The 25,341-nt window shown below is 70.4% G+C and carries 22 protein-coding genes; 11 read left to right on the top strand and 11 right to left on the bottom strand.

Annotated elements, in window-relative coordinates; genetic code table 11:
• Positions 1-109: 109 nt before the first annotated feature.
• The 3 genes from QRN27_RS08855 to QRN27_RS08845 are packed head-to-tail and all read left to right on the top strand — an operon-like array spanning position 110 to position 3,652.
• Complete coding sequence (locus QRN27_RS08855) at positions 110-1,372, top strand: acylneuraminate cytidylyltransferase (protein WP_285041858.1); 1,263 nt, start codon at positions 110-112, stop codon at positions 1,370-1,372.
• A gap of 2 nt (positions 1,373-1,374) precedes the next feature.
• A complete protein-coding gene (locus tag QRN27_RS08850) occupies positions 1,375-2,304 on the top strand; it encodes an N-acetylneuraminate synthase family protein (protein WP_285041856.1) in 930 nt (309 codons plus the stop codon).
• Entirely contained in the window at positions 2,297-3,652 is a 1,356-nt protein-coding gene (locus QRN27_RS08845) for a DUF6716 putative glycosyltransferase (protein ID WP_285041853.1), read from the top strand. The genes QRN27_RS08850 and QRN27_RS08845 overlap by 8 nt, the downstream gene beginning before the upstream one ends.
• Positions 3,653-3,716: 64 nt before the next feature.
• Here QRN27_RS08845 and ispG read toward each other — a convergent pair whose 3' ends face one another.
• The 7 genes from ispG to QRN27_RS08810 all read right to left on the bottom strand — a co-directional run bounded on the left by ispG (position 3,717) and on the right by QRN27_RS08810 (position 10,958).
• Positions 3,717-4,877: a flavodoxin-dependent (E)-4-hydroxy-3-methylbut-2-enyl-diphosphate synthase gene (gene ispG / locus QRN27_RS08840; RefSeq protein ID WP_194670528.1), complete on the bottom strand. Its 1,161-nt coding sequence runs from the start codon at positions 4,875-4,877 to the stop codon at positions 3,717-3,719.
• Between the two features lie 76 nt (positions 4,878-4,953).
• Complete coding sequence (locus QRN27_RS08835) at positions 4,954-5,292, bottom strand: SHOCT domain-containing protein (RefSeq protein WP_285041851.1); 339 nt, start codon at positions 5,290-5,292, stop codon at positions 4,954-4,956.
• A gap of 136 nt (positions 5,293-5,428) precedes the next feature.
• Positions 5,429-6,088 carry a response regulator transcription factor gene (locus tag QRN27_RS08830; RefSeq protein ID WP_285041849.1) on the bottom strand — a complete coding sequence of 220 codons (660 nt, stop codon included), beginning with the start codon at positions 6,086-6,088 and terminating at the stop codon, positions 5,429-5,431.
• Positions 6,085-7,311 (bottom strand): sensor histidine kinase, encoded by a 1,227-nt coding sequence (locus QRN27_RS08825; protein ID WP_285041847.1) that lies wholly within the window; start codon positions 7,309-7,311, stop codon positions 6,085-6,087. Before QRN27_RS08825 ends, QRN27_RS08830 begins: the two co-directional genes overlap by 4 nt.
• Positions 7,312-7,424: 113 nt before the next feature.
• Positions 7,425-8,759, bottom strand: a complete 1,335-nt coding sequence (locus tag QRN27_RS08820) for a M50 family metallopeptidase (protein WP_194670531.1) — start codon at positions 8,757-8,759, stop codon at positions 7,425-7,427.
• 86 nt (positions 8,760-8,845) lie between these two features.
• On the bottom strand, positions 8,846-9,925 hold the full coding sequence (locus QRN27_RS08815) for a 1-deoxy-D-xylulose-5-phosphate reductoisomerase (protein WP_285041844.1): 1,080 nt from the start codon (positions 9,923-9,925) through the stop codon (positions 8,846-8,848).
• A gap of 34 nt (positions 9,926-9,959) precedes the next feature.
• Positions 9,960-10,958, bottom strand: a complete 999-nt coding sequence (locus QRN27_RS08810) for an FKBP-type peptidyl-prolyl cis-trans isomerase (RefSeq protein WP_285041842.1) — start codon at positions 10,956-10,958, stop codon at positions 9,960-9,962.
• A 147-nt stretch (positions 10,959-11,105) separates the two neighbouring features.
• Here QRN27_RS08810 and QRN27_RS08805 point away from each other — a divergent pair, with 147 nt between their 5' ends.
• On the top strand, positions 11,106-11,903 hold the full coding sequence (locus QRN27_RS08805) for a lysophospholipid acyltransferase family protein (protein WP_285041840.1): 798 nt from the start codon (positions 11,106-11,108) through the stop codon (positions 11,901-11,903).
• Positions 11,904-11,954: 51 nt separating this feature from the next.
• On the opposite strand, the gene QRN27_RS08800 is transcribed toward QRN27_RS08805, so the two are convergent.
• Positions 11,955-12,446 (bottom strand): OsmC family protein, encoded by a 492-nt coding sequence (locus QRN27_RS08800; RefSeq protein WP_285041839.1) that lies wholly within the window; start codon positions 12,444-12,446, stop codon positions 11,955-11,957.
• 82 nt (positions 12,447-12,528) lie between these two features.
• Here QRN27_RS08800 and gabT point away from each other — a divergent pair, with 82 nt between their 5' ends.
• A complete protein-coding gene (gabT, locus tag QRN27_RS08795) occupies positions 12,529-13,902 on the top strand; it encodes a 4-aminobutyrate--2-oxoglutarate transaminase (RefSeq protein WP_285041837.1) in 1,374 nt (457 codons plus the stop codon).
• Positions 13,899-14,903, top strand: coding sequence for an asparaginase (locus tag QRN27_RS08790; RefSeq protein ID WP_285041835.1), 1,005 nt, complete (start codon positions 13,899-13,901; stop codon positions 14,901-14,903). The genes gabT and QRN27_RS08790 overlap by 4 nt, the downstream gene beginning before the upstream one ends.
• A 33-nt stretch (positions 14,904-14,936) precedes the next feature.
• Here QRN27_RS08790 and QRN27_RS08785 read toward each other — a convergent pair whose 3' ends face one another.
• Both QRN27_RS08785 and QRN27_RS08780 read right to left on the bottom strand, forming a co-directional pair.
• Entirely contained in the window at positions 14,937-17,987 is a 3,051-nt protein-coding gene (locus QRN27_RS08785; protein ID WP_285041833.1) for an FtsK/SpoIIIE domain-containing protein, read from the bottom strand.
• Positions 17,988-18,078: 91 nt separating this feature from the next.
• Positions 18,079-18,885 (bottom strand): PP2C family protein-serine/threonine phosphatase, encoded by an 807-nt coding sequence (locus tag QRN27_RS08780; RefSeq protein ID WP_285041831.1) that lies wholly within the window; start codon positions 18,883-18,885, stop codon positions 18,079-18,081.
• A 200-nt stretch (positions 18,886-19,085) separates the two neighbouring features.
• Between QRN27_RS08780 and QRN27_RS08775 the strand changes: the two genes are divergently transcribed.
• From QRN27_RS08775 to QRN27_RS08765, 3 genes are all read left to right on the top strand, one after another.
• A complete protein-coding gene (locus tag QRN27_RS08775; protein WP_285041829.1) occupies positions 19,086-19,568 on the top strand; it encodes an Lrp/AsnC family transcriptional regulator in 483 nt (160 codons plus the stop codon).
• Positions 19,569-19,648: 80 nt separating this feature from the next.
• Entirely contained in the window at positions 19,649-21,385 is a 1,737-nt protein-coding gene (locus tag QRN27_RS08770) for an ATP-binding protein (RefSeq protein ID WP_285041828.1), read from the top strand.
• Entirely contained in the window at positions 21,382-22,554 is a 1,173-nt protein-coding gene (locus QRN27_RS08765) for a nucleotidyl cyclase domain-containing protein (RefSeq protein ID WP_285041826.1), read from the top strand. Before QRN27_RS08770 ends, QRN27_RS08765 begins: the two co-directional genes overlap by 4 nt.
• A gap of 30 nt (positions 22,555-22,584) precedes the next feature.
• Here QRN27_RS08765 and QRN27_RS08760 read toward each other — a convergent pair whose 3' ends face one another.
• A complete protein-coding gene (locus tag QRN27_RS08760) occupies positions 22,585-23,223 on the bottom strand; it encodes a hypothetical protein (RefSeq protein ID WP_285041823.1) in 639 nt (212 codons plus the stop codon).
• Between the two features lie 200 nt (positions 23,224-23,423).
• Between QRN27_RS08760 and QRN27_RS08755 the strand changes: the two genes are divergently transcribed.
• Both QRN27_RS08755 and QRN27_RS08750 read left to right on the top strand, forming a co-directional pair.
• A complete protein-coding gene (locus tag QRN27_RS08755; protein ID WP_194670543.1) occupies positions 23,424-24,920 on the top strand; it encodes a glycosyltransferase family 2 protein in 1,497 nt (498 codons plus the stop codon).
• Complete coding sequence (locus tag QRN27_RS08750) at positions 24,920-25,294, top strand: hypothetical protein (protein WP_285041821.1); 375 nt, start codon at positions 24,920-24,922, stop codon at positions 25,292-25,294. The genes QRN27_RS08755 and QRN27_RS08750 overlap by 1 nt, the downstream gene beginning before the upstream one ends.
• Positions 25,295-25,341: the final 47 nt, after the last annotated feature.

The following is a 25,341-nucleotide window of genomic DNA, read 5'->3' as shown; positions in this document are numbered from 1 at the left end:
GGCCCGATGCGCCGGACGGGTGCATCGGCAACCGGATGGTCACCCCGGCGTCGGACGCCGTTCGCCCGGTGTCCCCCTCCCGGCCACCGCGGATTCCTACCGTGGATCGATGACACACGCAGCGAACGCTCAGCTCCACACGGGCGACGGGGCGACGGCGATCGTCCCGGTCCGGGGCGGTTCGAAGGGGATCCACCGCAAGAACCTGCGGACGGTCCGCGGCACCACCCTGATCGCCCGCTCGGTCGAAGGACTCCTGCGTTCTGCTGGTGTCTCGCGGGTGGTGGTCACGACCGACCACCCGGACCTCGCAGCCGCCGCCGTCGCCGCCGGTGCCGAGGTGATCGACCGTCCCGCCGAACTCGCCGAGGACAGCACCTCCTCCGAAGCCGCACTGCTCCACGCGCTCGGCGTCCTCGCCCGACGTGGCGAGCTGAGCCCGGTGACGGTGTTCGCGCAGGCGACGTCGCCCTTCCTGGACGTCGAAGCACTCGACGACGCCATCGCCTCGGTCGCCTCCGGGCGGGCGGACTCCGTCTTCGCGGCGGTGCTCGACCACGGCTTCCTCTGGACGGAGAAGGCGAAGGGTGCTCGAGGGATCGGTCACGACCATCGCGAGCGTCCGCGGCGGCAGGACCGTGCCCCGCAGTATCGCGAGACCGGGTCGTTCTACGTCTTCGACACGGACGGCTTCCTCGACGCCGGTCACCGCTTCTTCGGCCGGATCGCTCCGGCCGTCACGCGGTCCTTCGCCGCGCTCGACATCGACGAACCGGAGGACCTCCTCGTCGCGGAGGCGATCGCCGGACTCGCCGAACGCCAGCTGGGGATCCCGTCGGGCTCGGAGCACTCGGAGCACCACCTCGACGTCGACGCCGTCGTCACCGACTTCGACGGGGTGCACACCGACGACCGCGCCAGCCTCGACGCCGACGGTGTCGAACGGGTGAGCGTCCATCGCGGCGACGGCCTCGGCGTGCGCCTGCTGCGCGAGGCCGGGCTGCCGTTCCTCATCCTGTCGACCGAACGGGTCCCGATCGTCGCCGCGCGCGCGGCCAAACTCGGCGTCGACGTCGTGTACGGGTCCGCCGACAAGGCGAGCGCGCTCCGCGACTGGGCCGCGGCGAACGGTGTCCCGCTCGAGCGCATCGCCTACCTCGGCAACGACGTCAACGACATCCCGGCCCTCGAGATCGTCGGCTGGCCCGTCGTCGTCTCCGATGCGCATCCGGCCGCCAGGGCCGTCTCCAGGCTCGTCCTGGAACGCCGCGGCGGCGACGGCGCCGTCCGTGAACTCGCCGACCTCGTCCTCGCCGCTCGCGCGGTCACCCACCCAGAACAGCTGTCCCCGCCGCAACCGAACGGAGCATGACCATGAGCATCCACCAGGACTCGAACGACCGGACCGCCGTCGACGGCGGTGTCACGCCGGCCCCCGTGCGGATCGACGGCATCCCCGTCGGTGGCGACGCCCCCGCCTACGTCATCGGCGAGATCGGCCTCAACCACAACGGCGACGTCGAGCTCGCCAAGCGACTCATCGACGTCGCTGCGGACGCCGGCGCCCAGGCCGTCAAGTTCCAGAAGCGCACACCGGAGATCTCGACCCCGGCGCACATGCGCGACGTCCCGCGGCAGACGCCCTGGGGCGAGATGAGCTACCTCGAGTACCGCTACCGCGTCGAGTTCGACCGTGAGCAGTACATCGAGATCGGCGACCACGCCACCCTCCGGGGTCTCAGCTGGTTCGCCTCCCCCTGGGACGAGCCGTCCGTCGACTTCCTCGAGGACCTCGGTGTCAGTGCCCACAAGGTCGCGTCGGCCTCGGTGACCGACTCAGGGCTGCTGACCCGTCTCGCTGCCACGGGCAAGCCGATCATCCTCTCCACCGGGATGTCGACGCTCGAGCAGATCGACCGCGCCGTCGAGCTCCTCACGGGCTCCCCGCTCGTGATCCTCCACGCGACCTCGACCTACCCCCTGCCTCCCGAGGAGGCCAACCTCCGCATGATCGACAGCCTGGCGGCCCGGTACCCCGGCGTCCCCGTCGGGTACTCCGGGCACGAGACCGGCCTGCAGATCTCCCTCGCCGCGGTCGCGCTCGGCGCGAAGGTCGTCGAACGACACATCACGCTCGACCGCGCCATGTGGGGGTCCGACCACGCCGCTTCGCTCGAACCGCACGGGTTCTCGAACCTCGTCCGCGACATCCGCGTCATCGAGACGGCGATGGGCGACGGCGTCAAGCGCATCTTCCCCGGCGAACTCGCACCGTTGGCGAAACTGCGCAGGGTCGATGCCTGATCACGGACCCCGCCGGCGGGTGATCGGGGTGGTGGACTCCGACTCCTTCGTGAAGTGGGGTGCCGCCACCCTGTCCCGAGCGTCCGACTGGGACGTCGACCTCGTCCTGATCGAGAGCGACGTGTCGGCGACCGACCGTCAGGTGGACATCGCGTTGCTGCACACGGCGTTCGAGGGACGCACCGTCCGTCGGTTGACGCTGCGTCAGCTGATCGCCTTCGTCGGGTCCGAGCGTCCCGACGGCGTCTTCGTCTCGACCAGGGGGCCGGTCGCGGAGGTCGTCATCTCCGAGCTGCTCGCGCTGGGGCGCACCACCCGCCCGGTCCTCCTCACGGGGCTGCCGGGCATCTCCATCCCCGCGAAGTGGAAGGGGATCTTCCTCCGCGCCCAGGCGGACGTCTTCATCCTCCACAGCCACCGCGAGGTCGCGGCCTACCGGGAACTCGCCGCGGAGCACGGGGTCGAGCCGGCGTTCGCGCTCGCCACCCTGCCGTTCCTCGCCGTCGCCCCGGCCCAGCCGCCCGCCGAGGACGTCGATCCGGCACCACGGACCCGGGTCCTGTTCGCGGCGCAGGCGACCGTCCCGGCCGATCGCGGCGACCGGCTGCGGATCATCTCCTGGCTGCGGACCCTCGCCAACCGGCATCGCGACCTCGACGTCGTCATCAAGGTACGAGGCCTCGCCGGTGACCCCCAGACGCACCACGAGCACTACCCCTTCGACACCCTCCTCACCGGCCCGATCCCGACGAACCTCAGGGTCGCCACCGGTTCGATGGCCGTGCACCTCGGCCACGCGGCCGGTCTCGTCACCGTGAGCTCCACCGCGGCGATCGAGGCCATAGCGGCCGGGGTCCCGGTCATCGTGCTCGACGACTTCGGCGTCGATCCGGCGCTCATCAACAGCGTGTTCGAGGGCAGTGGCCTGCTGGCGTCCAAAGAGGAACTCATGGCCGCGCGGTTCCGCCACCCGAACGAGGACTGGCTCCAGCAGAACTACTTCCACCCCGAAGAGGAGGACGACTGGATCGAGCGGTCCGAGGTCGCCTTCGCCGCCCGCGACCGCGGTGTCCTGCCGATCCGTCCACGGGCACGACAGAGCCGGGGCGGCATGCTGCGCACAGGCTGGGAGCGACGCCGGGCGTTCGGTCGAGCCGACACGAGCGTCCTCGGGACGGTCGCGTTCGTCATCGGTCGCCCGATCCAGATCGCCCGCCGCCTGGTGCGCCGCGCCCGCGGGATCCGACCAGCCGAGCGACGACCGATCCCGTCACGCCGGCTGGAGCCGATCGAACCGGAGACGACCATGCGGGCTCCGCGCGGCGCCCGGCACCGGACGGCTCGCTGACGACCGCGACGGTGGTGCCGCCCGATCAGGCGGCGTCATCGTCGACGGGAGCCGAGCGACCCGGTCAGTTGGCGCCGACGGTGACCACGGGTGCGCCCGTGGAGGTGTCGTCGGCCGGCATCTCTGCGGCGAGGCGGTTGGCCTCCTGGATGAGCGTCGCGACGATCTCGGACTCCGGGACCGTCTTGATCACCTCACCCTTCACGAAGATCTGCCCCTTGCCATTGCCGCTGGCGACACCGAGGTCGGCCTCGCGGGCCTCCCCCGGACCGTTCACGACACACCCCATGACGGCGACGCGGAGCGGGACGCTCATCCCCTCCAGGCCGTCGGTGACGTCGTTCGCGAGCTTGTAGACGTCGACCTGGGCGCGCCCGCAGCTCGGGCAGGAGACGATTTCGAGCTTCCGCTCGCGGAGGTTCAGCGACTGCAGGATCTGCAGGCCCACCTTGATCTCCTCCGCCGGCGGGGCAGAGAGCGACACGCGGATGGTGTCGCCGATCCCTTCGGAGAGCAGGATGCCGAAAGCGGTCGCGCTCTTGATGGTGCCCTGGAACGACGGACCAGCCTCGGTCACGCCGAGGTGCAGGGGCCAGTCACCACGTTCCGCGAGGAGCCGGTACGCCTTCACCATGACGACCGGGTCGTTGTGCTTGACCGAGATCTTGAAGTCGTGGAAGTCGTGCTCCTCGAAGAGGCTCGCTTCCCAGACGGCGCTCTCGACGAGGGCCTCCGGCGTGGCCTTGCCGTACTTCTGCAGCAGTCGTGGATCGAGGGAGCCCGCGTTGACGCCGATGCGGAGGGAGACACCGGCCGCCTTCGCGCGACGGGCGATCTCGCCGACCTGGTCGTCGAACTTCCGGATGTTGCCGGGATTGACCCTGACCGCCGCGCACCCCGCGTCGATCGCGGCGTACACGTAGGCGGGCTGGAAGTGGATGTCCGCGATGACCGGGATCTGACTCTTCTTCGCGATGATCGGCAGCACCTCGGCGTCGTCTCGCGTCGGGACGGCGACGCGGACGATGTCGCAGCCCGAGGCCGTCAGCTCAGCGATCTGCTGCAGGGTCGCGTTGATGTTCGTCGTCTGGGTCGTCGTCATCGACTGGACGCTCACCGGTGCGTCACCGCCGACGAGGACCTTGCCGACCTTGATCTGTCGCGACTTGCGTCGCGGGCTGAGCGTCTCGGGAACCGACGGAAGACCCAGATTGATAGCTACCACGAGCCTCAGCTTACGCGCGCGACGCCCCGCAGGCTCCCCGTGGGCTGAATGCCGGCTGGGACGTCGCGATCCGCGGTCAGCGGGTGGGCGGGGCCTCCCGATTCGCTCGCAGGACGCCGAGCCGTTCCCGGTACTCGGCCTCGTCCACCTCCCCCTGGGCGAACCGCTCGGCGAGCACCTGCTCGGCGCTCCGGGTGCCGTCCTGACGCCAGGCCCATGGCGGCCCCTGGCGACCGTCCGGAGACGATCCAGCCCAGGCGCGGCGACGCCACCGTCGTCCGACGAGGGCGACGATGAGGGCGATCACGGCGACCCAGAACACGGGGATGAGGGCGAGCCACAGGAGGTGGAACCCCGGCCCGTTCCAGCCCGGGTGCATGGCGGTCGTGGCGAGCATGGTCAGCGAGGTGGACACGATGGACTCCGTTCGTCGGGCGGGCGACGACGACCGTCGTCCGCATCACGACATCGAGCCTCCTCCGGCGGCCGGCCGCGCGCATCCGACGACGGGACCGATCGCGGGACTCCCCCGGGAGTAGGCGGTGCTCCGCTCAGGACCCGGGGCTGACGAGCCCGGTCTCGTACGCGATGACGACGAGTCGGACCCGGTCCCGCGCGGCCAGCTTCGACATGATGCGCGACACGTGGGTCTTCGCCGTCAACGGACTGAGGAACAGTGCGCCGCCGATCTCGTCGTTGGTGAGGCCACGCCCGACGAGCGCCAGCACCTCGCGTTCGCGGTCCGTGAGGCCCGCGATCGCGCCATCGTCAAGCGGCGCCGCGATCGCACCGGCGACCTGCGTCAGGAGGCGTCTCGTGACCCCCGGAGACAGGAGCGCGTCGCCCGAGGCCACCACCCGGACCGCACGGATGAGTTCGGCGGGCTCCGTGTCCTTCACCAGGAACCCGCTCGCGCCGGCCCGGATCGCCTGGGCGACGTACTCGTCGAGCTCGAAGGTGGTCACGACGATGATGCGGGTCGACCCCAGCGCCGGGTCGGCGACGATCGCCTCGGTCGCGGCGAGACCGTCACCACCCGGCATCCTGATGTCCATGAGCACGACGTCCGGGTGTCCGCGACGGACCAGCTCGAGCGCCGCCTCGCCGGTCGCCGCCTCGCCGACGACCTCGATGTCGGGCTCGGCGTCGAGCAGGGCGCGGAACCCACCACGGATGAGCGCCTGGTCGTCGGCGACGACCACGCGGATCATGCGACACCTCGCACCGGGACGCGCGCCTCGACCCGGAACCCGCCGAGCGGGCTGCGTCCCGTCTCGAGCGTGCCGCCCAGGAGTTCGGCGCGCTCGGTCATCCCGAGCAGCCCGTTCCCGCGCTCCGCAGGACCCGCCGGCGCCCCGACCCCGTCGTCGGTCACGCACAGGCGGTACACGCCGTCCGCCTCCACGAGTTCGATGACGACCCGCCGTGCACGCGCATGCCGAAGGATGTTCGTGACGCTCTCCTGGGCGATGCGGTACAGCGCCGACTGCACGGCCACGCCGGGCTGCGTGGTGAGGTGCTGCTCCAGCACCGCCTCGACACCCTGCTCTCGGAGGGCCTCGGCGAGGAGCGGCAACGCGGTCAGATCCGGCCCCGGTCGGGTCGGCGCGCCGGTCGCCGGATCGGCCGCGCCGTCGGAGCCCCGGAGGACGTCGAGGAGTCCGCGCACCTCGTCGAGCGAGGTCGTGCTCGCCATCCTGATGTTCGTGAGCGCCTCCCTCGCACGTTCCGGCTGGGAGTCCATGAGGTGGAGCCCCATCCCGGCCTGCACGGCGATCTGCGCGAGTGAGTGCGCGATGACGTCGTGCAGGTCACGCGCGATCCGGACGCGCTCCTCCTGCGCGGCCGAGGCGCGGCGCTCCCCCTGGCGGATCCGGAACGCCCGGAGCTGCTCGCGCCTCGCGCGGAGGCCTTCGGCAAGGAGGACGGCGATGACGACGACGACCGTCGTGACCCCGATCCGGAAGCCGGACAGCCCCCAGCCGACGGCGAGGGCAGCGGCGAGCGGGAGCACCCAGGCGAGCCCCAGCGAGAGATAGGCCCAGCCGCGCGCGCCGCGGACGATCCCCGAACCGGCGGCGAACGCGAGGGCGACGGCCGGTGGCCCCCACACCGGGCCCGTGAGCATCGACGCGCTGGAGAGGACGGCCACGACGGCGACCGTCGGGCCCGGCGATCGTCGGGCGGCGAGGAGGGCCAGGACGGCACCGAGCACCGTCAGCACGGCCGAGAGACGGGACCACGCCGAAGCGTCGGCTCCTGCGGCGAGCGAGCCGTGGAGCGCGAGTGCGGCGGTCGCCGGAACCTGGACGACGAAGGAGACGACCACGGGAGCCCACAGCCGCCAGACGGGTCGGCCCGGTCGGATCAGCGGATCGCCGAAGCGGCCGTCGCCGGGGCGCCCCTGCGCCGCGTTCGTCTCGACCGATGGCATCCCTGCATGGTACCCGCGGGCCTCGCCGGTGGCGTCGGCTCCGCGGTGCACCGTCCGTACTCCCCCGGGAGTGCGGACGCGCCCGGAGCACCGGGACGTCGGGTGCGCCGCGACTATCCGAAGAGGTTGACCGGCTTGACGATGTCCGCGTAGACGAGGAGGGCGCTCATGCCGCCAAGGACGATGACCACGCCGAAGGTCAGCGGGATCAGCTTCGCCGCGTCGACCGGGCCGGGATCGCGGCGTCGGAAGACCTTCGCGACACCGCGCCGGAGCGCCTCCCACAGGGCTGCGGCGACGTGACCGCCGTCGAGGGGCAGCAGGGGGATGAGGTTGAAGACGAACAGCGCGACGTTGAGCGAGCCGAGGATGCCGAACACCGTGGCCGCCTTCGACGCGACGGGGATCTGATCGAGGCTGACGACCTCGCCGACGACCCGTCCGACGCCCACGACGCTCATCGGCCCGTTCGGATCGCGCTCCCCAGGACCGAATGCGGCCTGCCCGACGTCGATGAGGCGCTGCGGCAGGTTCAGGATGATGTTCGCGGTGCGGGCGATGGTGTCGCCGACCGTCGGCAGGATGGCGGTGACCGGCTGGGCGACCATCTGCTGCTGCGGGGTGATCCCCACGAAGCCGACCTCGTGGGTCTTGGGTGAGCCGTCGGCATTGGTGACGATCTTGCCGGTGTCGGCGTCCACGACGTCCCGTTCGAGGAGCAGCGGAGTCAGGGTGAGGTCCAGTCGTTCCTCACCGCGGGCGACCTCGAGGGCGAGCGGCTCGCCGGGCGAGCGCTGCACTGCAGCGGACACCTCCGCGAAGGTGGAGACCGGGGTGCCCTGGATCGACAGGATCGTGTCGCCCGGCTTCAGGCCGGCTGCGGCGGCCGGACTCTCCGGATCGCCGGCCGCGCAGCTCTGCCGTTCGCTCGTCGACGGCAGGACGCATTCGTAGACGGAGGTCAGGGTGCTGCTCTGCTGCGGGACACCGAACCCCGACACCGCGATGCCGATGAACAGGACGGCGAGGACGAGGTTCATCGTCGGACCGCCGAGCATCACGACGATCCGCTTCCAGACGGGCAGACGGTAGAAGGTGCGCTCCTCGTCGCCGGCGCCGATGGTGTCGGCACTCGCCTCACGTGCATCCTGGACGAGGGTGTCGAAGAAGCCGGTGCTCGCGTTCCGCGCAGCCTCGCCGGGCTGCTTCGGGGGGAACATGCCGATCATGGAGATGTACCCGCCGAGCGGGATCATCTTCACGCCGTACTCCGTCTCACCCTTCCGGCGCGACCAGATGGTGCGCCCGAAGCCGATCATGTACTGGGTGACACGCACGCCGAACAGCTTCGCCGGCACGAGGTGCCCGACCTCGTGCAGCCCGATGGACACGATGAGGCCCACGAGCACGATGACGATGCCGAGGATGTAGAGGAGGACGGTTTCCACGGCGCAACCTTACTCGCGCCGGGACGGCCCCGACTGCGCGCCGGCTGTGCGGACGCCCTGAGGGTCTGGACAGGCGCCGAGGAGTGTCAACCGATCCGCTGCTGCGCGCGCGCCCTCGCCCAACGTTCCGCCTCGGCGAGCGCCTCCCTGGTGAGTTCGCCCTCGGGCGCCTCGTGGTCGTCGACGACCGCGCGCACGGTGTCGAGGATGCCGAGGTAGCCGAGTCGCCCGGCGTGGAACGCCTCGACGGCCTCCTCGTTCGCGGCGTTGAACACCGCCGGGTAGGTCCGGCCCTGTCCGCCGACGAGCTTCGCGAGGCGCACCGCAGGGAACGCCTCATGGTCGAGCGGTTCGAAGGTCCACTGCTGCGGCGAGGTCCAGTCGAGCGGGACACCGACTCCGCCGACCCGGTTCGGCCAGTCCAGGCCGAGCGAGATGGGCAACCGCATGTCGGGCGGGGAGGCCTGCGCGATCGTCGACCCGTCGACGAACTCGACCATCGAGTGGACGATCGACTGCGGGTGGACGGTGACCTCGATGCGGTCGTACGGGACGTCGAACAGCAGGTGCGCCTCGATCACCTCGAGGCCCTTGTTGACGAGGGTCGAGGAGTTGGTGGTCACGACGAGGCCCATGTCCCAGGTGGGGTGCGCGAGGGCCTCGGCCGGGGTGACATCGGCCAGCGAGGCACGGTCCCGACCACGGAAGGGACCGCCGGAGGCAGTCAGCACGAGCCGACGGACCTCCGCCGGGGTGCCGGAGCGGAGCGCCTGGGCGATCGCCGAATGTTCGGAGTCGACCGGCACGATCTGGCCGGGAGCCGCGATGCGCCGGACGAGGTCGCCGCCGACGATGAGCGACTCCTTGTTCGCGAGGGCGAGCGTCCTGCCCGTCTCGAGGGCCGCGAGGGTCGGCCCGAGCCCGATGGAACCGGTGATGCCGTTGAGCACCACGTCGGCGTCGACGCTCCGGATCAGCCGTTCGGCGTCGGCGGCACCGAGAGCGGTGTCGTCGACGTGGAACGCGGCGGCCTGTTCGGCGAGCAACTCGGCATTGGAGCCGGCGGTCAGGCCGACCACCTCGAAGCGGTCGCGGTCGCCACGGATGACGTCCAACGCTTGCGTACCGATCGAGCCGGTGGATCCGAGGATGATGACGCGTCTCACGCCGGTCAGTCTACGGCGGAGGGCGGCGGAACGGTCAGCCTGCTGCCGGCGCGGTGGTGCTGCTCGCGTCGAGGATGTCGATCACGAACACGATCGTGTCGTCGGCCTCGATGCCGGCCTGGCTGTTGCCACCCGCGGGCCCGTACCCGAGGGCGGGCGGGATGACCGCGACGACCTGTGAGCCGATGTGCTGTCCGGCGATCGCGCTCGAGAAGCCCTGCACCACGGCGGACAACTGGAAGTTCGTCGGCCCGTTGCCCCAGCTCTCGTCGAAGACCTCACCCGTCCGCCAGTTCACCCCCTGGTAGTTGATGATGACCTCGGCGTCCGGCTGCACCACGGCGCCGTCGCCCTGCTTGAGGACCGCGACCTGCAGCTCGGCCGGAGCCGCCGCCTCGGGGATCGTCACCGTCGGGCGGCCGGCCGAGTCGAGTTCGACCGCCGGCATCCCGGCGACGGGCTCCTGCGGAACGCCGTCCGCCTTCGCGTCGCTGTGCACCGTGCTGAGCACGTCGGCCACCACGACGAGGGGCTGGTCGGCCTGGACCGTGCCGTCGCTCGAACCCGCCGAACCGAACCCGTCACCGGCGGTCACGAAGGCCGCGACCCGCGTCCCGACCGTCGTGCACTCGACCGCGCGGACGAGGCCCTTCAGGTACTTCTGGTCGTTGACCACGATCGCCGTCGCCGGGCTCGCCCCGTAGGCGGTCTGCGCGACGACGGAGCCTGTGACGGCGTTGTAGATCGACATCTCGACGAACGTGGTGTCGCCTGGCTCCACGCGCTCGCCGTCGCCCTTCGCCACGATGGAGCGCTCCGTCGTCTCCGCCGAGAGGGCGCCCTTCGCGAAGGTGACCTCGGGGATCCGACCGAAGTCGCCGGTCACCGAGATCGCCTTGGAGGCGGTGCCCGCGCTCGTGTCGGCGCACTCCCCCGGACCGGCGAGCGCCTGCGACTGCGACGTCGCCGAACTGCAGGCCGTCAGCGACACGAGGGACGCGATGACGGCCAGGAGGGAGAGGCTCTTGCGCACAGGGGAACTTTCGGTCGTTGCTGAGGGGTCGGTCCAGTCTCACCCACGAGGCTCCATGCTGGCTGACAGCGCGCCGAGCATCCTCGGTGCTCCGCCGCTCGCCCAGTATGCCGAACCGCGTATGCGTCCGCGAGTACAGTCGTCCGCATGGCCGATGAGGAGCAGACGCAGCGACGCGCCCGGGAATCGTCGCAGGGGCGACCAGCCGTCACCCCGGAACCGACCTCGAAGCCCGGACTCGTCTACTACGTCGGGCGGGCGGTGTTGAACACCACGGCGAAACTGCTCTACCGACCGAAGATCATCGGCCGGAAGAACGTGCCGAAGCGCGGCCCGGTCATCCTCGCGAGCAACCACCTCTCGTTCATCGACAGCATCGCGATCCCCATCAGCGCGCCTCGACGCGTGCAATTCCTCGCGAAGTCCGACTACTTCACCGGACGCGGGCTGAAGGGGTGGGTGTCGCGCACCTTCTTCACCTCGATCGGGGCCGTGGGTGTCGAACGCGGCGTCGGGCAGGCGGCCCAGGAGGCCCTCGACCAGGGACGGCGGATCCTCGAGGGCGGCGACGCCTTCGCGATCTACCCGGAGGGCACGCGCTCGCTCGACGGGCGTCTGTACCGCGGCAGGACCGGGGTCGCCTGGCTGGCGCTCACGACCGGCGCGACCGTGGTGCCCGTCGGCCTCATCGGCACCGACGAGCTCATGCCCGTCGGCACGACGATCCCGAAGTTCAAGCCCGTCACCGTGATCTTCGGAGAGCCGCTCGATCTGAGCCACCATGGTGCCGCGGAGTCCGGACGCGCACGCCGGAAGGCGACCGACGAGATCATGTCCGCGATCCACGCGCTCACCGGGCAGGAGCTCGCGAACGCCTACAACGAGTCGCCGCCGGCCGACGCCGTCGAGCGGATCAAGCGAGCCCTGCGCCCCGAACGACTCTGAGTCGCGGCATTCGACCGGTCGGTACCCGGGAGGCCCGCGGCGGCCGTCCGGTCAGGCTGCCTCGTCGGATCCCGCGACCACGATCGTCGGCTCGTGTCGTACCGGGAAGTTCACCGAGTTGGCGATGAAGCACAGCTCGTTCGCCCTGGTGTGCCCGGCCCTCGCGGCATCGACCATCGAGGGGTCCGCGACGGTGACGCGCGGGCGGAGGACGACTTCGGTGAAGGCACCGCTGCCGGCACCGTCCTCGACCATCGTGCCGACCGCGTCGTCCGTGTAGGCCGTCACGACGACACCGAGGGTCACCGCGACATGCAGGTACGACAGGAGGTGGCACTGGGCGAGGGACGCGAGGAGCAGCTCCTCCGGATTCCACCGGCTCGGGTCGCCGCGGAACGGGCGGTCGGCGGAACCCTCGAGGTCGTGTTTGCCGGCCGCGGTGACGGTGAGCTCCCTGGAGTAGTCGCGGTATCCGCTCGTACCCGTCCCGAGGTCGCCGTCCCAGCGGACGCCGATGGTGTAGTCGTGGTGGCCGGAGATCATGCCACCAGTATCCCACTGGCCTGCCCACCGCAGGCCTGCCCAGCGGCACCGGTGTCAGGAGGTCGCGCTACGCTGGAGGACTATGACTGACACGATCGACACCACGAACCAGACGTCCGCCTCCGCCCCCAGCGTGACGCAGGAGCGTCGGATCGTGACGGCCGTTCCGGGGCCCCGCTCGCAGGCGCTCCACGCCCGCCGGACCGCTGTCGTGTCCGACGGCGTGTCGAGCGTCCTCCCCGTCTACATCGAGCGCGCCCACGGCGCCATCGTGGTCGACGTCGACGGCAACCAGTTCATCGACCTCGGCGCCGGCATCGGCGTCACCACGATCGGGCACACGGAGTCCTCCGTCGTCGGCGCCGTCCAGGACCAGGCGGCCGACGTCCTCCACACCCTCTTCACGATCACGCCCTACGAGGAGTACGTGCGGGTCGCCGAGCTCCTCGCCGAGCACACCCCCGGTGACTTCGCGAAGAAGTCCGTGCTCGTCAACTCCGGAGCCGAAGCCGTCGAGAACGGCGTCAAGATCGCTCGGAAGTACACCGGTCGTCGTGCCGTCGCGGTGCTCGACCACGGCTACCACGGGCGCACCAACCTGACGATGGCGATGAACTACAAGGCGGCCCCGTACGCCACCGGCTACGGCCCGTTCGCCGGCGACGTCTACCACGCACCCAACTCCTACCCGTACCACGACGGCCTCAGCGGCGCAGCAGCGGCGGCGCGCACCATCGCCTACCTCGAGAAGCGCGTCGGCGCGACGGACCTCGCCTGCCTGGTCGTCGAGCCGATCCAGGGCGAGGGCGGTTTCGTCGTGCCAGCGGACGGCTTCCTGCCCGCCCTGCAGGAGTGGTGCACCGCCAACGGCGTCGTCTTCATCGCCGATGAGATCCAGAGCGGTATGGCCCGCACCGGCGAGTACTTCGCGAGCTCGCACTTCGGCCTCGTCCCGGACCTCGTGCTGAGCGCCAAGGGCATCGCCGGCGGCCTCCCCCTCGCAGCGGTGACCGGGCGCGCGGAGATCATGGACGCGAGCCAGCCCGGCGGACTCGGCGGGACGTTCGGCGGCAACCCCGTCGCGTGCGCCGCCTCGGTCGCGGTCTTCGAATCGATCGAGTCCCGCGGCCTGCTCGCCGAGGCCGACCGCATCGGTGCCACCCTCACGGCCGCCCTGCTCGAGCTGCAGCGGAAGTACGACATCATCGGTGACGTCCGCGGCATCGGCGCGATGATCGCCATGGAGCTCGTCCAGCCCGGCACCGGCGACACCACGAAGGAGCCCAACGCGGCAGCGGTCAGTGCCATCGCGGCCGCCGCTGCCCAGCAGGGTGTGCTCGTCCTCACGGCCGGCACCTACGGCAACGTCCTCCGCTTCCTCCCGAGCCTCGCCGTGTCCGACGAGCTCATCGCCGACGCGATGACCGTCATCGACCAGGCGCTCGCGGCGCTGTGAGCACGGCCGCCCCGCAGACCTTCGCCGTCGAGGACGCCGTCGAACTCGCCGTCGTCGAACGGAGCGGGTTCGTCGAGTCGAGGCATGCCGGTTCGGCGATCGTCCTCGGGCCGGAAGGCGAGGTCCTCGCAAGTCTCGGTACGCCGAGCGCGCCGGTCTTCCCGCGCTCCTGCCTGAAGCCATTCCAGGCGATCACGATCATGAACGCGGGCGTCTCGCTCGAGGGCGCGCAGGCCGTGCTCGCCACCGCGAGCCATGCCGGCACGCGCAAGCACGTCCAGATCGTGCGGAGCATGCTCGGACGTGCTCGCATCGAGGACTCGGCGCTGCAGTGTCCGGCCGACTGGCCGGGCGACCGCTCCTCGCGCGACGAGCTCGTCCGCGACGGACTCGGCACGAGTCCGCTGTACATGAACTGTTCCGGGAAGCACGCGGCCATGCTGCTCGCCTGTGCGCAGAACGGCTGGGATCAGGCGACGTACCTCGATCCCGAGCATCCTCTGCAGCTCGCCATCCGCGACACCATCGAACGGTTCACCGGCGAGAAGCCGGCCGCGAGCGGCGTCGACGGTTGTGGTGCCCCGGTGCACGCGATCTCCCTCACCGGGCTCGCGCGCGGCATCGGGCGCGTGGTCAACTCCTCGCCGACCTCACCGTTCGCCCTGTACCGGAACGCCGGACTGCTCACTGCGGCGGTCCTCGCCGACGGCTGGGCACTCGACGGTCCTGGCCGGGCGAACACCCTCGTCATCGAACGGCTCGGCGTGTTCGCCAAGCTCGGCGCCGAAGGCGTCATGGTCATGTCGGTCCCGGGTGGCGCGACCGTCGCGCTCAAGGTGCTCGACGGTTCGCTCCGTGTCTCGACGATCGTGGCGCTCCGACTGCTCGTCTCGGTCGGCGCGCTCGACGCGGCGGCCGTCGACGCACTCGAACCCGAGCTCGACCTCGCCGTCCACGGCGGCGCAGCCGTCGTCGGGCGCATCACCGTCACGGCCGTCTGATCACTTCCGGGGCCGGTCTGCTCGGCACGTGATTCAGTCATCGAGCAGATCCACCCGCCGGGTCGGTTCGCCGGCGCGCCACCACCAGGCCCGACCACTCGCGTAGCCGAGCAGCGGCGGCAGTTCCCGGCTCCGCGTGACCTGCCGGAAGTCCGCGGCCGAGCAGGCGTGGATCACGAGGTCCGCCCGCGCCACCCTGGGCGGCAGGTCGCGCCCGACGACCAGCCGACCCGACGACCAGGTCTCCGGGTCGACGACGACGATCAGGGCCGCCGGATCGTCGTGCCGGGGATCTTCGGTCCGGCGCACGGCGGCCATCGGAGGCGTGAAGGGTTCTGCCGCCGGTTCGATCACCCGCACCTCGGCATGCGAGGTGTCGCGCTGCTGCAGCGCCGAACGCAGCACACCCGGTGCGCGGGTCACGACGACCGTGGTGCTGCCGGGACTCGGCCGCCACCGGTGGGCGTCGATCGTGGGGACCCGGTGCGGCAGCGGCGACGTCATGGCGATCTGCACCTCTGCGTCCTGCCAGTGCGCCCGTCCGGCCGGGCGTCGCGGGTCGAAACAGCTCGCCGGCGCGCCGGCGACGAGATGATCCTGGCGATCCGCGAGCCGCAGCACCACGGTGCTGTCCAGATGTGCTGAGAAGCGATGGACCACGCCGCCGACCCGCGAGGCCACCAGGACGACGCTGACCCCGCGACGTCCGCCATCGCGGAGGAGGCTCAGGATCGCCTCGCGGAGCGCGGCTCCGTGCTCGTCACCGGCGGTCGCCAGCAGCGACTCGACGTCATCGATGAGCAGCAGCGTCCTCTCGGGCGGGCGGAGCGGTTCGGACAGCGCCATGATGACGTCCCAGCCCTGTTCGGCATCGTGCGCCACGCGTTCGACCCGCCATCGCCCGCGGGCCGCCGCTTGCACCGTGTCCAGGAAGGACGTCCGGCCGGAACGTCCGGCGCCGAGGACCAGCAGTGATCCGTCGGTCGACGGCCGCCAGATCGCCGGGCGCTGTGCCTGCTCTTCGGGGAGGTCGGCGAGTCCGAAGACGATGCCCTCGCCATCCGTCGGGTCGACGGTGGCCGGCTCGCCGTCGGTCGGGCCGGAATCGAGTTCGAGGACGGCGTGCAGCGGGAGGGTGTGTGGGAGCGGATCCAACCAGGGACGGCGAGGCCGGGGCGCGTCACGCCAGCGTTCGCGCACCGCGGCGAGATCGCCGGGACTCGTGACGGCGGCTTGGAAGACGATCCGCCCCTCGCCGTCCCAGGCGATGCATCGGCCAGGTGTCCCTGCGGGCAGGGCGGCGGCGTCCGGCACGCCGAGGACCGCCGTACTGTCCTGTCGGGAGGTGACCCTGAGCGAGAGGCGCAGGGTGCAGTTGGCGAGGATGGCGTCGGCTGCGACGGCGGCCGGACGCTGGCTGCAGAGGATCAGATGGAGTCCGAGCGATCGGCCGCGGGCAGCGAGGTCGGCGAACACCTGATGCAGGTGCGGGCTGGCGTCCAGGAGCGCTTGGAACTCGTCCACCACCACCACGAGCCGCGCCGGTCGATCGTCAGGCGCGAGGGCGCTGTCCAGGAGATGCCGAGCCCCGAAGCGGGCGAGGATCCGCTCCCGGTGGCGGAGTTCCGCGCGCAGGCTGGACACGACCCGTTCCGCGGCACCCGGCTCGAGGTCGGTCACCATCCCGACGACGTGCGGCAGGGATTCGACGGCGCCGAATGAGGCGCCGCCCTTGCAGTCGACCAGCAGGAGCGAGAGCTCCCGTGGCGAGGACCGAGCGGCGAGCGCCGTGATCCAGGTGATCAACAGCTCGCTCTTCCCGCTCCCCGTCGTGCCGCCGACCAGGGCATGCGGTCCGTCCGCCGCGAGGTCGAGGGTCACCTCGCCGTCCGTTCCGAGCCCGATGGGGACACGGAGTGCGTCGGCTGCCCAGTCGGCTGCATCCGGCGGGCGCCGCCCCCGGACCGGACCAAGCTCCGCGAACGGGACACTCGACGGCAGGCTCGAGAGCATCGGGGACTCCCCGGTCGTCAGCGCGGCCGCGGCGAGCGCTCCGACGAGGTGCTGTGCCTCGGCCTCGGCAAGCAGCGTGGGCGCAACGGCGACGGACGGCGACGCTCCGGTGCCGTCGGCCAGCGTCGTCCGACCGTCTGCGTCGAGGACGAGGAGGTGACGGCACCTCGTCGGGATGAGTTCGACCGTGTCGGACAACGCGACGAGGACGCCGCCGGCCGGAGGGCGCCCCGTCTGACGGGCCGGGGCGACGGTCTCCGTCTGCCACCGTTCGGCGACCGACACCCTGACGGACTCGAGCTCGCGCCCGCTGTGGAGCGGGTCGACAGCGGTCGCCGCCGACCGGTGCGGGAGCTCGTCGAGGAAGGCCCATGGTGAGGCCTCGATGTCGGAGCCGGGGGCGGCGTCGCGGGTGAACTCGGCCGTGTGCGGGGGCAGCTGACGGCCGAGCTGGATCAGGATACTGCGAGCCACTGCCCGGGCCAGCACCCTCCCGCCGACGATGCCGATCCCCTCGGCCGCGTCGACGACGACGGGCGCGTCCGGGAGCCGCGCAGCCCACGCCCACCGCTCGTCGTCGCCTGCGGCGTCCACTCGGACCGAGCTGGCGGTCTCGCCGCGGCCGATGCTCACCAGGGTTCGCCGGTGGTCGGGGACCCGCCACCGGGCGCGGTCCGGCCCGTCGAGGAGGTCGAGCGACCGCCCCGCCGGATGCAGGGTGCGCAGTTCCTCGCGTTCCACGGCATGGGCTCGCTCGATGTCGCGCTCCAGTTCTTCCGACGCGACGCGATAGGCGGCTCGCGCCCGTCGTCCGCGCCGACGGCGCGTCCAGCGTGCGTCGACGAACCCGGCGACGGCGATGAGGGGACCGAGCGCGGCGAAGACGAGCGTGACCGGTGATCGGGTGATGGCGAACAGGGCGAGCGACCCGACGACGGGCGCGATGCTCGCGAGGATCGGGAGAGAACCGGACGCCGCCTCCTCCGGCTTGCGCGGCGCGTGCAGCCGGGCCGGGCGCGCGGTGTTCCGGTGCGATGCGATCGCCGAAGCGGTGACGTCCGTGGGGCTCATGGTCCCAGTGCAGCACGGCGTCGGGACCCGCCGACGCCGGGGACCGGTCGCGTGGAACGGCCCGGCGGACGACGGAGGCTGTGGAGCAGGCTCAGGAGCCCGGCTGCTCCTCGGGCGCGTCCGCCGTGTCGTCGAGCTCGGCGATGTCGAGCACCACGACCGAGACGTTGTCACGACCGCCGTTGTCGAGCGCGGCACGCAAGAGGAGTTCAGCGGCGTCGACGGGCGTGCTCCCCTCGGTGAGGAAGTACCAGATCCCGTGGTCGGTGAGCTCCTTGGTGAGCCCGTCGGAGCACACGAGCCATCGGGCGCCACCCTGGACCGGGAAGAGTTCGACGTCCGGCACCGGGTCGTCGGACGGGCCGACGGCCCGGGTGATCATGTTGCTGTTGGGGTGGAACTCGGCCTCTTCCGGGCTGATCGCTCCGGCACGGATGAGTTCCTGCACGATCGAGTGGTCTTCGGTCATCTGGACGAGCTCGCCGTCCTGCAGACGGTACACGCGGGAGTCGCCGATGTTGAACACCGCGACCCTGCCCTCGCCCTCATCGGCCGTCAGCACGACGCCGGTGACGGTCGTGCCCATACCGAGCTCGCCCTCCTCGGCGGTGTCGATCATGTCGGCCACGGCCATGCGCAGCGCGTCGACGAGGCCGTCAACGGTGAGGATCTCGGCACCCTCGGTCGCGAGGGTCAGACGATGGGCGACCGCGGCGCTCGCGACCTCGCCGGCCGAGTGGCCCCCCATGCCGTCGGCGACGGCGAAGACTGGTGGCAGTGCCACGAAGGCGTCCTCGTTCAACTCGCGCCGCTTGCCGACATCCGTCATCCCGGCCCAAGCCAGGGAGAGCCGACGACCGCCGGGCAGCGTGACGATCCGTTGCCCGTGCTCGGTCACGTCTGCTCCTCTAATACGGCTGGCGGTGGCTGATGCACCATCGACGATAGTACGGTACCGATGCGCCACCCGACCGCCCCACGCCGCTCCCCTGATTCCAGGACGAGGATCGGTCATGGGAGTGACGGTTCCGGAGGCCTCGGTCGCCCCACCCTGCGGATCCGCTTGCCGCACGTGGGACCCGCTGACATGATCGACGCATGACACGAGCGAGCTCCGACCCGCATCCGAAGGCGGCACAGCCCGATGACACCTCGAAGGCGATCATCGAGCAGCTCCAGACCGATGGACGGCGTTCCTACGCCGAGATCGGGAAGGCGGTCGGGTTGAGCGAGGCGGCCGTCCGGCAGCGCGTGCAGAAACTCACCGAGTCCGGGGTCATCCAGATCGTCGCGGTCACCGACCCCATGCAGCTCGGCTTCACGCGCCAGGCGATGATCGGTGTGCGGGTGGCAGGTGACACCCGGGTCGTCGCGGACCGCCTGGCGGGCCTTGCCGCCGTGGACTACGTGGTGCTCACCGCCGGATCCTTCGACCTCCTGGTCGAGGTCGTCTGCGAGGACGACGAGGAGCTCATCGCGCTCCTGAACGACGACATCCGCACGATCGACGGCGTCGCGGGAACCGAGACCTTCGTCTATCTGCGCCTGCACAAGCAGCTCTACGACTGGGGTACCCGCTAGGTCCCGAGGGCGCACTCCGCACTCGGCACCGACGTGCGCGTTGCGCACCGCGTACCCCCCGATCGCGGTACTCTCAACCCATGCCCGCGAAGCCGACCGGAGAACGGACGCCCCCGTCCGACGAGTCACGGTCGGGCGTCGCCGACGGGTCGACGGGCGGTGGCGACACCGGCCCGGTGAGGACCGGCCCGCACGCCGTCGAAGTCCCCCGACGCGTCGGGCGGATGACCGGGTACAGCGCTTTCCCACAGCTCCTCTTCGGACTGGCCGTCGTCGCCATCCTGTTCGCGACGCTGTTGTTCCAGGGCGTCGAAGACAACTCCGTCCTGTTCTACGTCGGCGTCATCCTCGCGTTCATCGCGACGGCGCTCGCTCCGATCGTGCCGTGGCATCAGGTGCCGCGGCTCCTCATCGCGCTCCCCATCCTCGACATCGTCGCCATCGCGTTCATCCGGCAGGGCGAACCTGTGATCGGTGCGGGACTCCTCTGGGTCTTCCCGACCATCTGGATGGCGACGGCCTTCGGGCTCTCGGGCGCCGTCACCGCCATCGTCCTCGTCTGTGCGTCGACCTGGTCGACACTGGCCATGACCCCAGGGCAGATCACCCTCGCCAACCTCCCCGGTCTCGTCATCCTTCCGATGGTGCTCGGATTCGTCGCGGTGTCGACAGCGATGACGGCGAAACGCACGGAAGCCCAGCGCGTGCTCCTCAACAAGCAGGCCGGCCAGCTGGAGACCGCCCTCTGGCGAGCCCAGGATCAGGAGAGCCGCCTCGCGGAGATCCTGAACGCGGTCAACTTCGGCGTGGTCCGCTTCGACCGCATCGGCGCCAGGGCGATGGTGAACCGCTTCCAGACCCGCCTGCAGGACGAGGTCGGCGAACTGTCCGACGTCAACCCCGACCTCCCGGTGTGGGCGGAGGACGGGCTGACCCCGCTCGAACCGCAGGACAAGCCGTACATCCGAGCGCGTCGTGGCGAGGAGTTCGAGAACCTGACGGTCTGGCTCGGAGCCCCGGGCACCGAGCGGGTCGCCCTCGCTCTCACCTCCCGGCGGCTCTACGACCACGAGGGCGGGTACGACGGCACGGTCCTCGTCTCGCGAAACGTCACGACGGAGATCAACGCGATCCGGGCGAGGGACGACCTCGTCGCGTCCGTGTCGCACGAGCTCCGGACGCCGCTCACCTCCATCCTCGGCTACCTCGACCTCGCGCTCGACGACCCCGAGCTGCCGCCCCGAGTCGCGAAGCAACTGACGATCGCACAGACCAACGGCGACCGGCTCCTGGAACTCATCGCCGACATCCTCGCCGCCTCCCGCGACGTGAACCGGACGATGGCGCTCAAGCGGTCCGACTGCGAGCTCCGCGAGATCGTCGACGTCGCGGTCGAGTCGCTCGCGCATCTCGCCGCCGAGCGGAACATCACCATCGTCCGCCACGACGAGGAAGCGGTGCCGCTCTTCGCCGACCCGTTCCGGCTCCGCCAGGTCGTCGACAACCTGTTGTCGAACGGCATCAAGTACAACCGTGACGGCGGTGAACTGAGCGTCGGTGTCACGGCCGAAGGCGACACCGCCTGGGTGATCGTGCGCGACACGGGCATCGGCATCTCGGAGAAGGACCAGCCGAAACTCTTCGAGCGGTTCTTCCGTTCGGACCTCGTCCGCAATTCGACCGTGCACGGCAGCGGGCTCGGCCTCGCCATCAGTCGCGACATCGTCAGACTCCACGGCGGGGACCTGACGCTCCACAGCGTCCTGGGCGAGGGCACCACCGCGGTCGTCCGCATTCCGAGAGGCCGGACCGAATGACCCTCGACACGCAGACCGTCGCCGTGATCAACGCGCTCGTGATCTTCGTCTGCGGTGCGACGTTCATCGTCAACACGTTCATGCGGAAGGACGACGAGAGCGGGCGGGTGTGGTCCGTGTCGTACATGGCGGGGATGTTCACGAGCTTCTCCTATGTGGTCGGTGCACTCAGCCCCGACGCCTGGTGGGCCACCGCGGCGGGCAACGGCGGTTACGTCCTGAGCATCGCCGCGCTGTGGTCCGGCGCGCGACTGTTCAACGGTCGGACGAATCTGCTGTGGATCTCCCTCGTCGGCGCGGCGGTCACCGTCGTGGCGGCCCTCTCCGCCGGACCGTCCGGCGGACCCTGGGCGGGTTCCGCCGTCACGTTCGGTTGCATCGCGCTGTTCGCCGGGCTCGGGACGGTCGAGACCCTCACCGGCGCGATGCGCGACAACCCGAGCACGCGCGGGTTCACCGTCGTGCTCGGTATCGCCGCCGCGTTCTTCGCGGTGCGGTTCGTCGTCTTCCTCGTCGAGGGCCCGTCAGGCAGGTTCTTCACCACGTTCTTCGGGACGGTCGCCTCCTCGCTCCTCCTCATCGCGCTCCTGATCGTGGCGACCGTGGTGCTGTCCGTGCTCCGCGCCGAACGGGCCGCCCCGGCGAGCCGTCGGCACGGCAGCATCGTCGCGTACACCGGTGACGACGTGCTCCTCCACGAGTCCTTCATCAGGATCGCCGAAGACTGGCTGGAGCGGGCCAACTTCCACGACGAACAGCTCGCGATCCTGCACATCCGGCTCGACGACCTCGACGAGATGACGACGGCGTTCGGCTCGAACTTCAGCAGCGAGGTCGTCGAGGCGTTCATCTCCTCGATCCGTCGGTACGGACCGACGCTCTCCGACATCGGCGAGGACGGCGCGGGGAGTCTCCTCGTCGCCACGCCCGCGGCGGACGTCGACGTGGCGCTGCAGGCGGCCGCCGGCATCCAGGACGGGCTGCTCGACCACCCGGTCGAGACGAGCCCCCGACTGCGACCGACTGCGAGCATCGGCATCGCCCTCACCGACTACCTCGGGTACGACGTCGGCGTGCTCACCCGAGCGGCCAGGGACGCCAGTCTCCGGGCGGCCGACGCCGGAGGCAACCGGACCGTCCTCGCCGCGTCATCGGCGACGGGCGCCTGAGGACCTCGCCGATCGAGCGAGGTCCCGCGATCACTCCGGTTGGGCGATCGCGATGGTCAGCGTGTCCACCGCGGTCTGCTTCGCGTACTCGGCCGACGTCGGGGTCGCCTGGACGAGCAGCTCGTAGGTGATCGTCAGCGTGACACCGGTCGCGGCGCTGTCCACCTCGGGGAGCACGAAGGTCTGGCTGTAGCTGTACGGCGCCTTGATCAGGTACCCGGGTGCCACCGTCGACTGGTCCGTGAACGGAGCCGGCGACTCCAGCTGCCCAGAGGGCCCGTGGACGGTCGTCGTGAGCGTCACCCGCGACAGGTAGAGCGCCTGGAGGTCGTCGGGGGTGAGGATGCCGCTCAGTGAGAAGCTCACGGGCTTGTTGACGTCGGCCGTCCAGGCGTCCATCGAGAGCGTCGACCAGTAGTCGACCGAGAGGGTCGCCGACCCCGCCGTCAGGGAGTGCTTCGCGCTCCCGCTCGCCAGTTCGTTCGTGATGGCACTGACCGTCGGCTTCGGTGTCTTCGAGGTCCGCGGCGACGCCGTCGGCACCGCACCAGGCTCCTCCCACGGAGGCGTTCCACAGGCACTCAGTCCGAGGACGAGGAGCGCTGCGGTCGCGAGCTGCGCGGCGTGGACGAGGCGCCGGTTCCGCACCGGGCTGGGCTGCTGGGACATGGGACTCCTGGCGGGGTTCGGAGGGGCGGTCGGGCGATGCTCAGGACGTCGCGCGACCCCCTGAACTGGGGGCACAGCGAATCTTGAGGAAATCCTGAGCCGACGCTATCGCATTCGCGCGCCAAACCAGCACCCGGCGCGGCAGAGTTGGCTCTACAGCGCGACCCGCTGTATCCGGCCCCTTCAGAACAGGACCTCTGATGTCAGAACTCGAAGCGCGACCCGACAACGCTCGGCCCAACGCACAGCAGGCTGACCCTCGGTACATTCAGACCCAGCCGCTTCTCGCGCCCGAACTTGAAGCGTATGCGAACGAATTCATCGACTCGGTCAACTCGCTTCCCGAGTACCGCGCCACCATCGGCTGCATCATCCCCGCCTACAACGAGGAGGAGTCACTGCCGGCCGTCCTGGCCTCCCTGCTCGAGCAGACGCGGATGCCTGACGTGATCCACGTGGTCATCAACAACACCACCGACCGCTCGGTCGACGTCGCAGCGCCCTACGCCGGCCCGCACTCGAAGGTCGACGAGCACGGGTACGAGCAGTTCACCGAGGTCTTCATCCACGACATCGGCAAGAACCCCGACAAGAAGGTCGGCGCGCTGAACTACGGTTTCACGCTCGTCGAGGGGTACGACTACCTTCTCGGCGTCGACGGCGACACGGTCGCCGACCCGACGGCCATCGAGTCCCTCGAAGCGGAGATCGTCTCGGACACCCGCATCGGCGGTATCTCCGCGATCTTCTCGATCGACGACGAGCCGTTCAAGAAGCAGATCATCCCGGCCTTCCTCATCGCCGGCCAGCGCACGCAGTTCGCGGCGTTCAACATGCAGAACATGCTGCGAGGCCGCAACATGGCCGTGCTCGGCGGGCAGTACTCCATCTTCTCCGTCCAGGCGCTGCGCGACGCCATGGAGCAGAACCACCAGTCCACCCCCTGGGTGAAGGACTCCGAGGTCGAGGACTCGCTCCTCTCCCTGCAGATCAAGAGCGCCGGGTACCTCACGAAGATCAGCGCCCGCGCCCGGGCCGACGTCGGCGGTATGACGACGGTCCGCTCCCTCGATGCGCAGCAGGTCAAGTGGAACTACGGCGCCATCGAGCTCATGTGGCCCGGCCAGCGCGGCGACACCAAGGGGCAGCCGTTCCACCCGAACCTCCGACTGCGGTGGCTCGAGAACGCGGAGATGCTCCTCAACATCGTCACGCGCATCCTCTTCATCGTGTTGCTCGCCGGTTCGCTGTCGATCCACGCGTTCGTGTTCAGCCCGGTGTGGCTCATCCCGCCGGTCGTCGCGATCCTCCTCAACCTCCGCATCGCGCTGTCGATGAAGAAGCGCAACACCCGCGACATCCTCTTCGCCGTCCTGGTGTTCCCGGCCGAGTTCTACATGTGGATCCGTATGGGCCACTTCATCCGGGCATGGTCGAAGTTCGCGTCGAACAAGAAGGTCGACAACTGGGCGGAGCAGGCCAAGGCCGAGCGTGGTTCGGGCAACGCCCACCTCGCGCCGCTGCTCTTCGTCCTCGCCGCCATCATCGCGATCGTCGCCGTCTGGACCCAGCTCTCCCCCGTCGTGCAGTCCACGATCCTCTGGGCTGGTTGGCCCGTGCTCGGCGTCATCACCGTGCTGCAGACGCTGAGCATGTTCGGCAAGCTCATCCGTCGCCAGCGCGGCTACCGGGTGTGATGACGTCCGACCCAGGAACCGTCGACGCCGGCGAACTGCGCAGGTTGCTCCGAGAGCTCTCGGGTGACCTGCGCAGTCGTCGTCGTTTCGTCCACACCTACGTCGAGATGTGGCCGACGCGCCTCAGTCGTCTCGCAGCAGCACTCGAGGCCGAGGACCTCGACGAGGCGAAGGTCGTCCTCCTCAGCATCCGCTCCTCCAGCGTCATGCTCGGTGTGATCGGGGTCTCCGCTCTGGCGAGCGCGGGACTTCGCGCCGTGGAACAGGCCGACCTCGAACGGGTCGCGGACATCCGGTCCGCGCTCACGGAGCTCGGAGCGCGCAGCTGCGAACGACTGCTCGAACTGGACGCGGCCGACGCCTCGGAGGCGTGACCGACCGGCACTCCCGTCAGCGACGGACCGGCTCCGATCTGGAGCGG

The organism is Plantibacter sp. LMC-P-059a (genome assembly GCF_030209505.1).
In the GTDB taxonomy this organism is placed as follows: Bacteria; Actinomycetota; Actinomycetes; order Actinomycetales; family Microbacteriaceae; genus Plantibacter.
Note: the sequence above shows the minus strand (reverse complement) of the source record. Positions and strands in the feature narration are given on the sequence as shown.

What these genes read in the sequence shown, in the direction of transcription:
- QRN27_RS08855 (WP_285041858.1), top strand. Translation starts at nt 110, where the DNA reads ATGACACACGCAGCGAACGCTCAGCTCCACACGGGCGACGGGGCGACG.
- QRN27_RS08850 (WP_285041856.1), top strand. Translation starts at nt 1,375, where the DNA reads ATGAGCATCCACCAGGACTCGAACGACCGGACCGCCGTCGACGGCGGT.
- QRN27_RS08845 (WP_285041853.1), top strand. Translation starts at nt 2,297, where the DNA reads ATGCCTGATCACGGACCCCGCCGGCGGGTGATCGGGGTGGTGGACTCC.
- QRN27_RS08830 (WP_285041849.1), bottom strand. Translation starts at nt 6,088, where the DNA reads ATGATCCGCGTGGTCGTCGCCGACGACCAGGCGCTCATCCGTGGTGGG.
- QRN27_RS08825 (WP_285041847.1), bottom strand. Translation starts at nt 7,311, where the DNA reads ATGCCATCGGTCGAGACGAACGCGGCGCAGGGGCGCCCCGGCGACGGC.
- QRN27_RS08805 (WP_285041840.1), top strand. Translation starts at nt 11,106, where the DNA reads ATGGCCGATGAGGAGCAGACGCAGCGACGCGCCCGGGAATCGTCGCAG.
- QRN27_RS08800 (WP_285041839.1), bottom strand. Translation starts at nt 12,446, where the DNA reads ATGATCTCCGGCCACCACGACTACACCATCGGCGTCCGCTGGGACGGC.
- gabT (WP_285041837.1), top strand. Translation starts at nt 12,529, where the DNA reads ATGACTGACACGATCGACACCACGAACCAGACGTCCGCCTCCGCCCCC.
- QRN27_RS08785 (WP_285041833.1), bottom strand. Translation starts at nt 17,987, where the DNA reads ATGAGCCCCACGGACGTCACCGCTTCGGCGATCGCATCGCACCGGAAC.
- QRN27_RS08775 (WP_285041829.1), top strand. Translation starts at nt 19,086, where the DNA reads ATGACACGAGCGAGCTCCGACCCGCATCCGAAGGCGGCACAGCCCGAT.
- QRN27_RS08770 (WP_285041828.1), top strand. Translation starts at nt 19,649, where the DNA reads ATGCCCGCGAAGCCGACCGGAGAACGGACGCCCCCGTCCGACGAGTCA.
- QRN27_RS08765 (WP_285041826.1), top strand. Translation starts at nt 21,382, where the DNA reads ATGACCCTCGACACGCAGACCGTCGCCGTGATCAACGCGCTCGTGATC.
- QRN27_RS08760 (WP_285041823.1), bottom strand. Translation starts at nt 23,223, where the DNA reads ATGTCCCAGCAGCCCAGCCCGGTGCGGAACCGGCGCCTCGTCCACGCC.
- QRN27_RS08755 (WP_194670543.1), top strand. Translation starts at nt 23,424, where the DNA reads ATGTCAGAACTCGAAGCGCGACCCGACAACGCTCGGCCCAACGCACAG.
- QRN27_RS08750 (WP_285041821.1), top strand. Translation starts at nt 24,920, where the DNA reads ATGACGTCCGACCCAGGAACCGTCGACGCCGGCGAACTGCGCAGGTTG.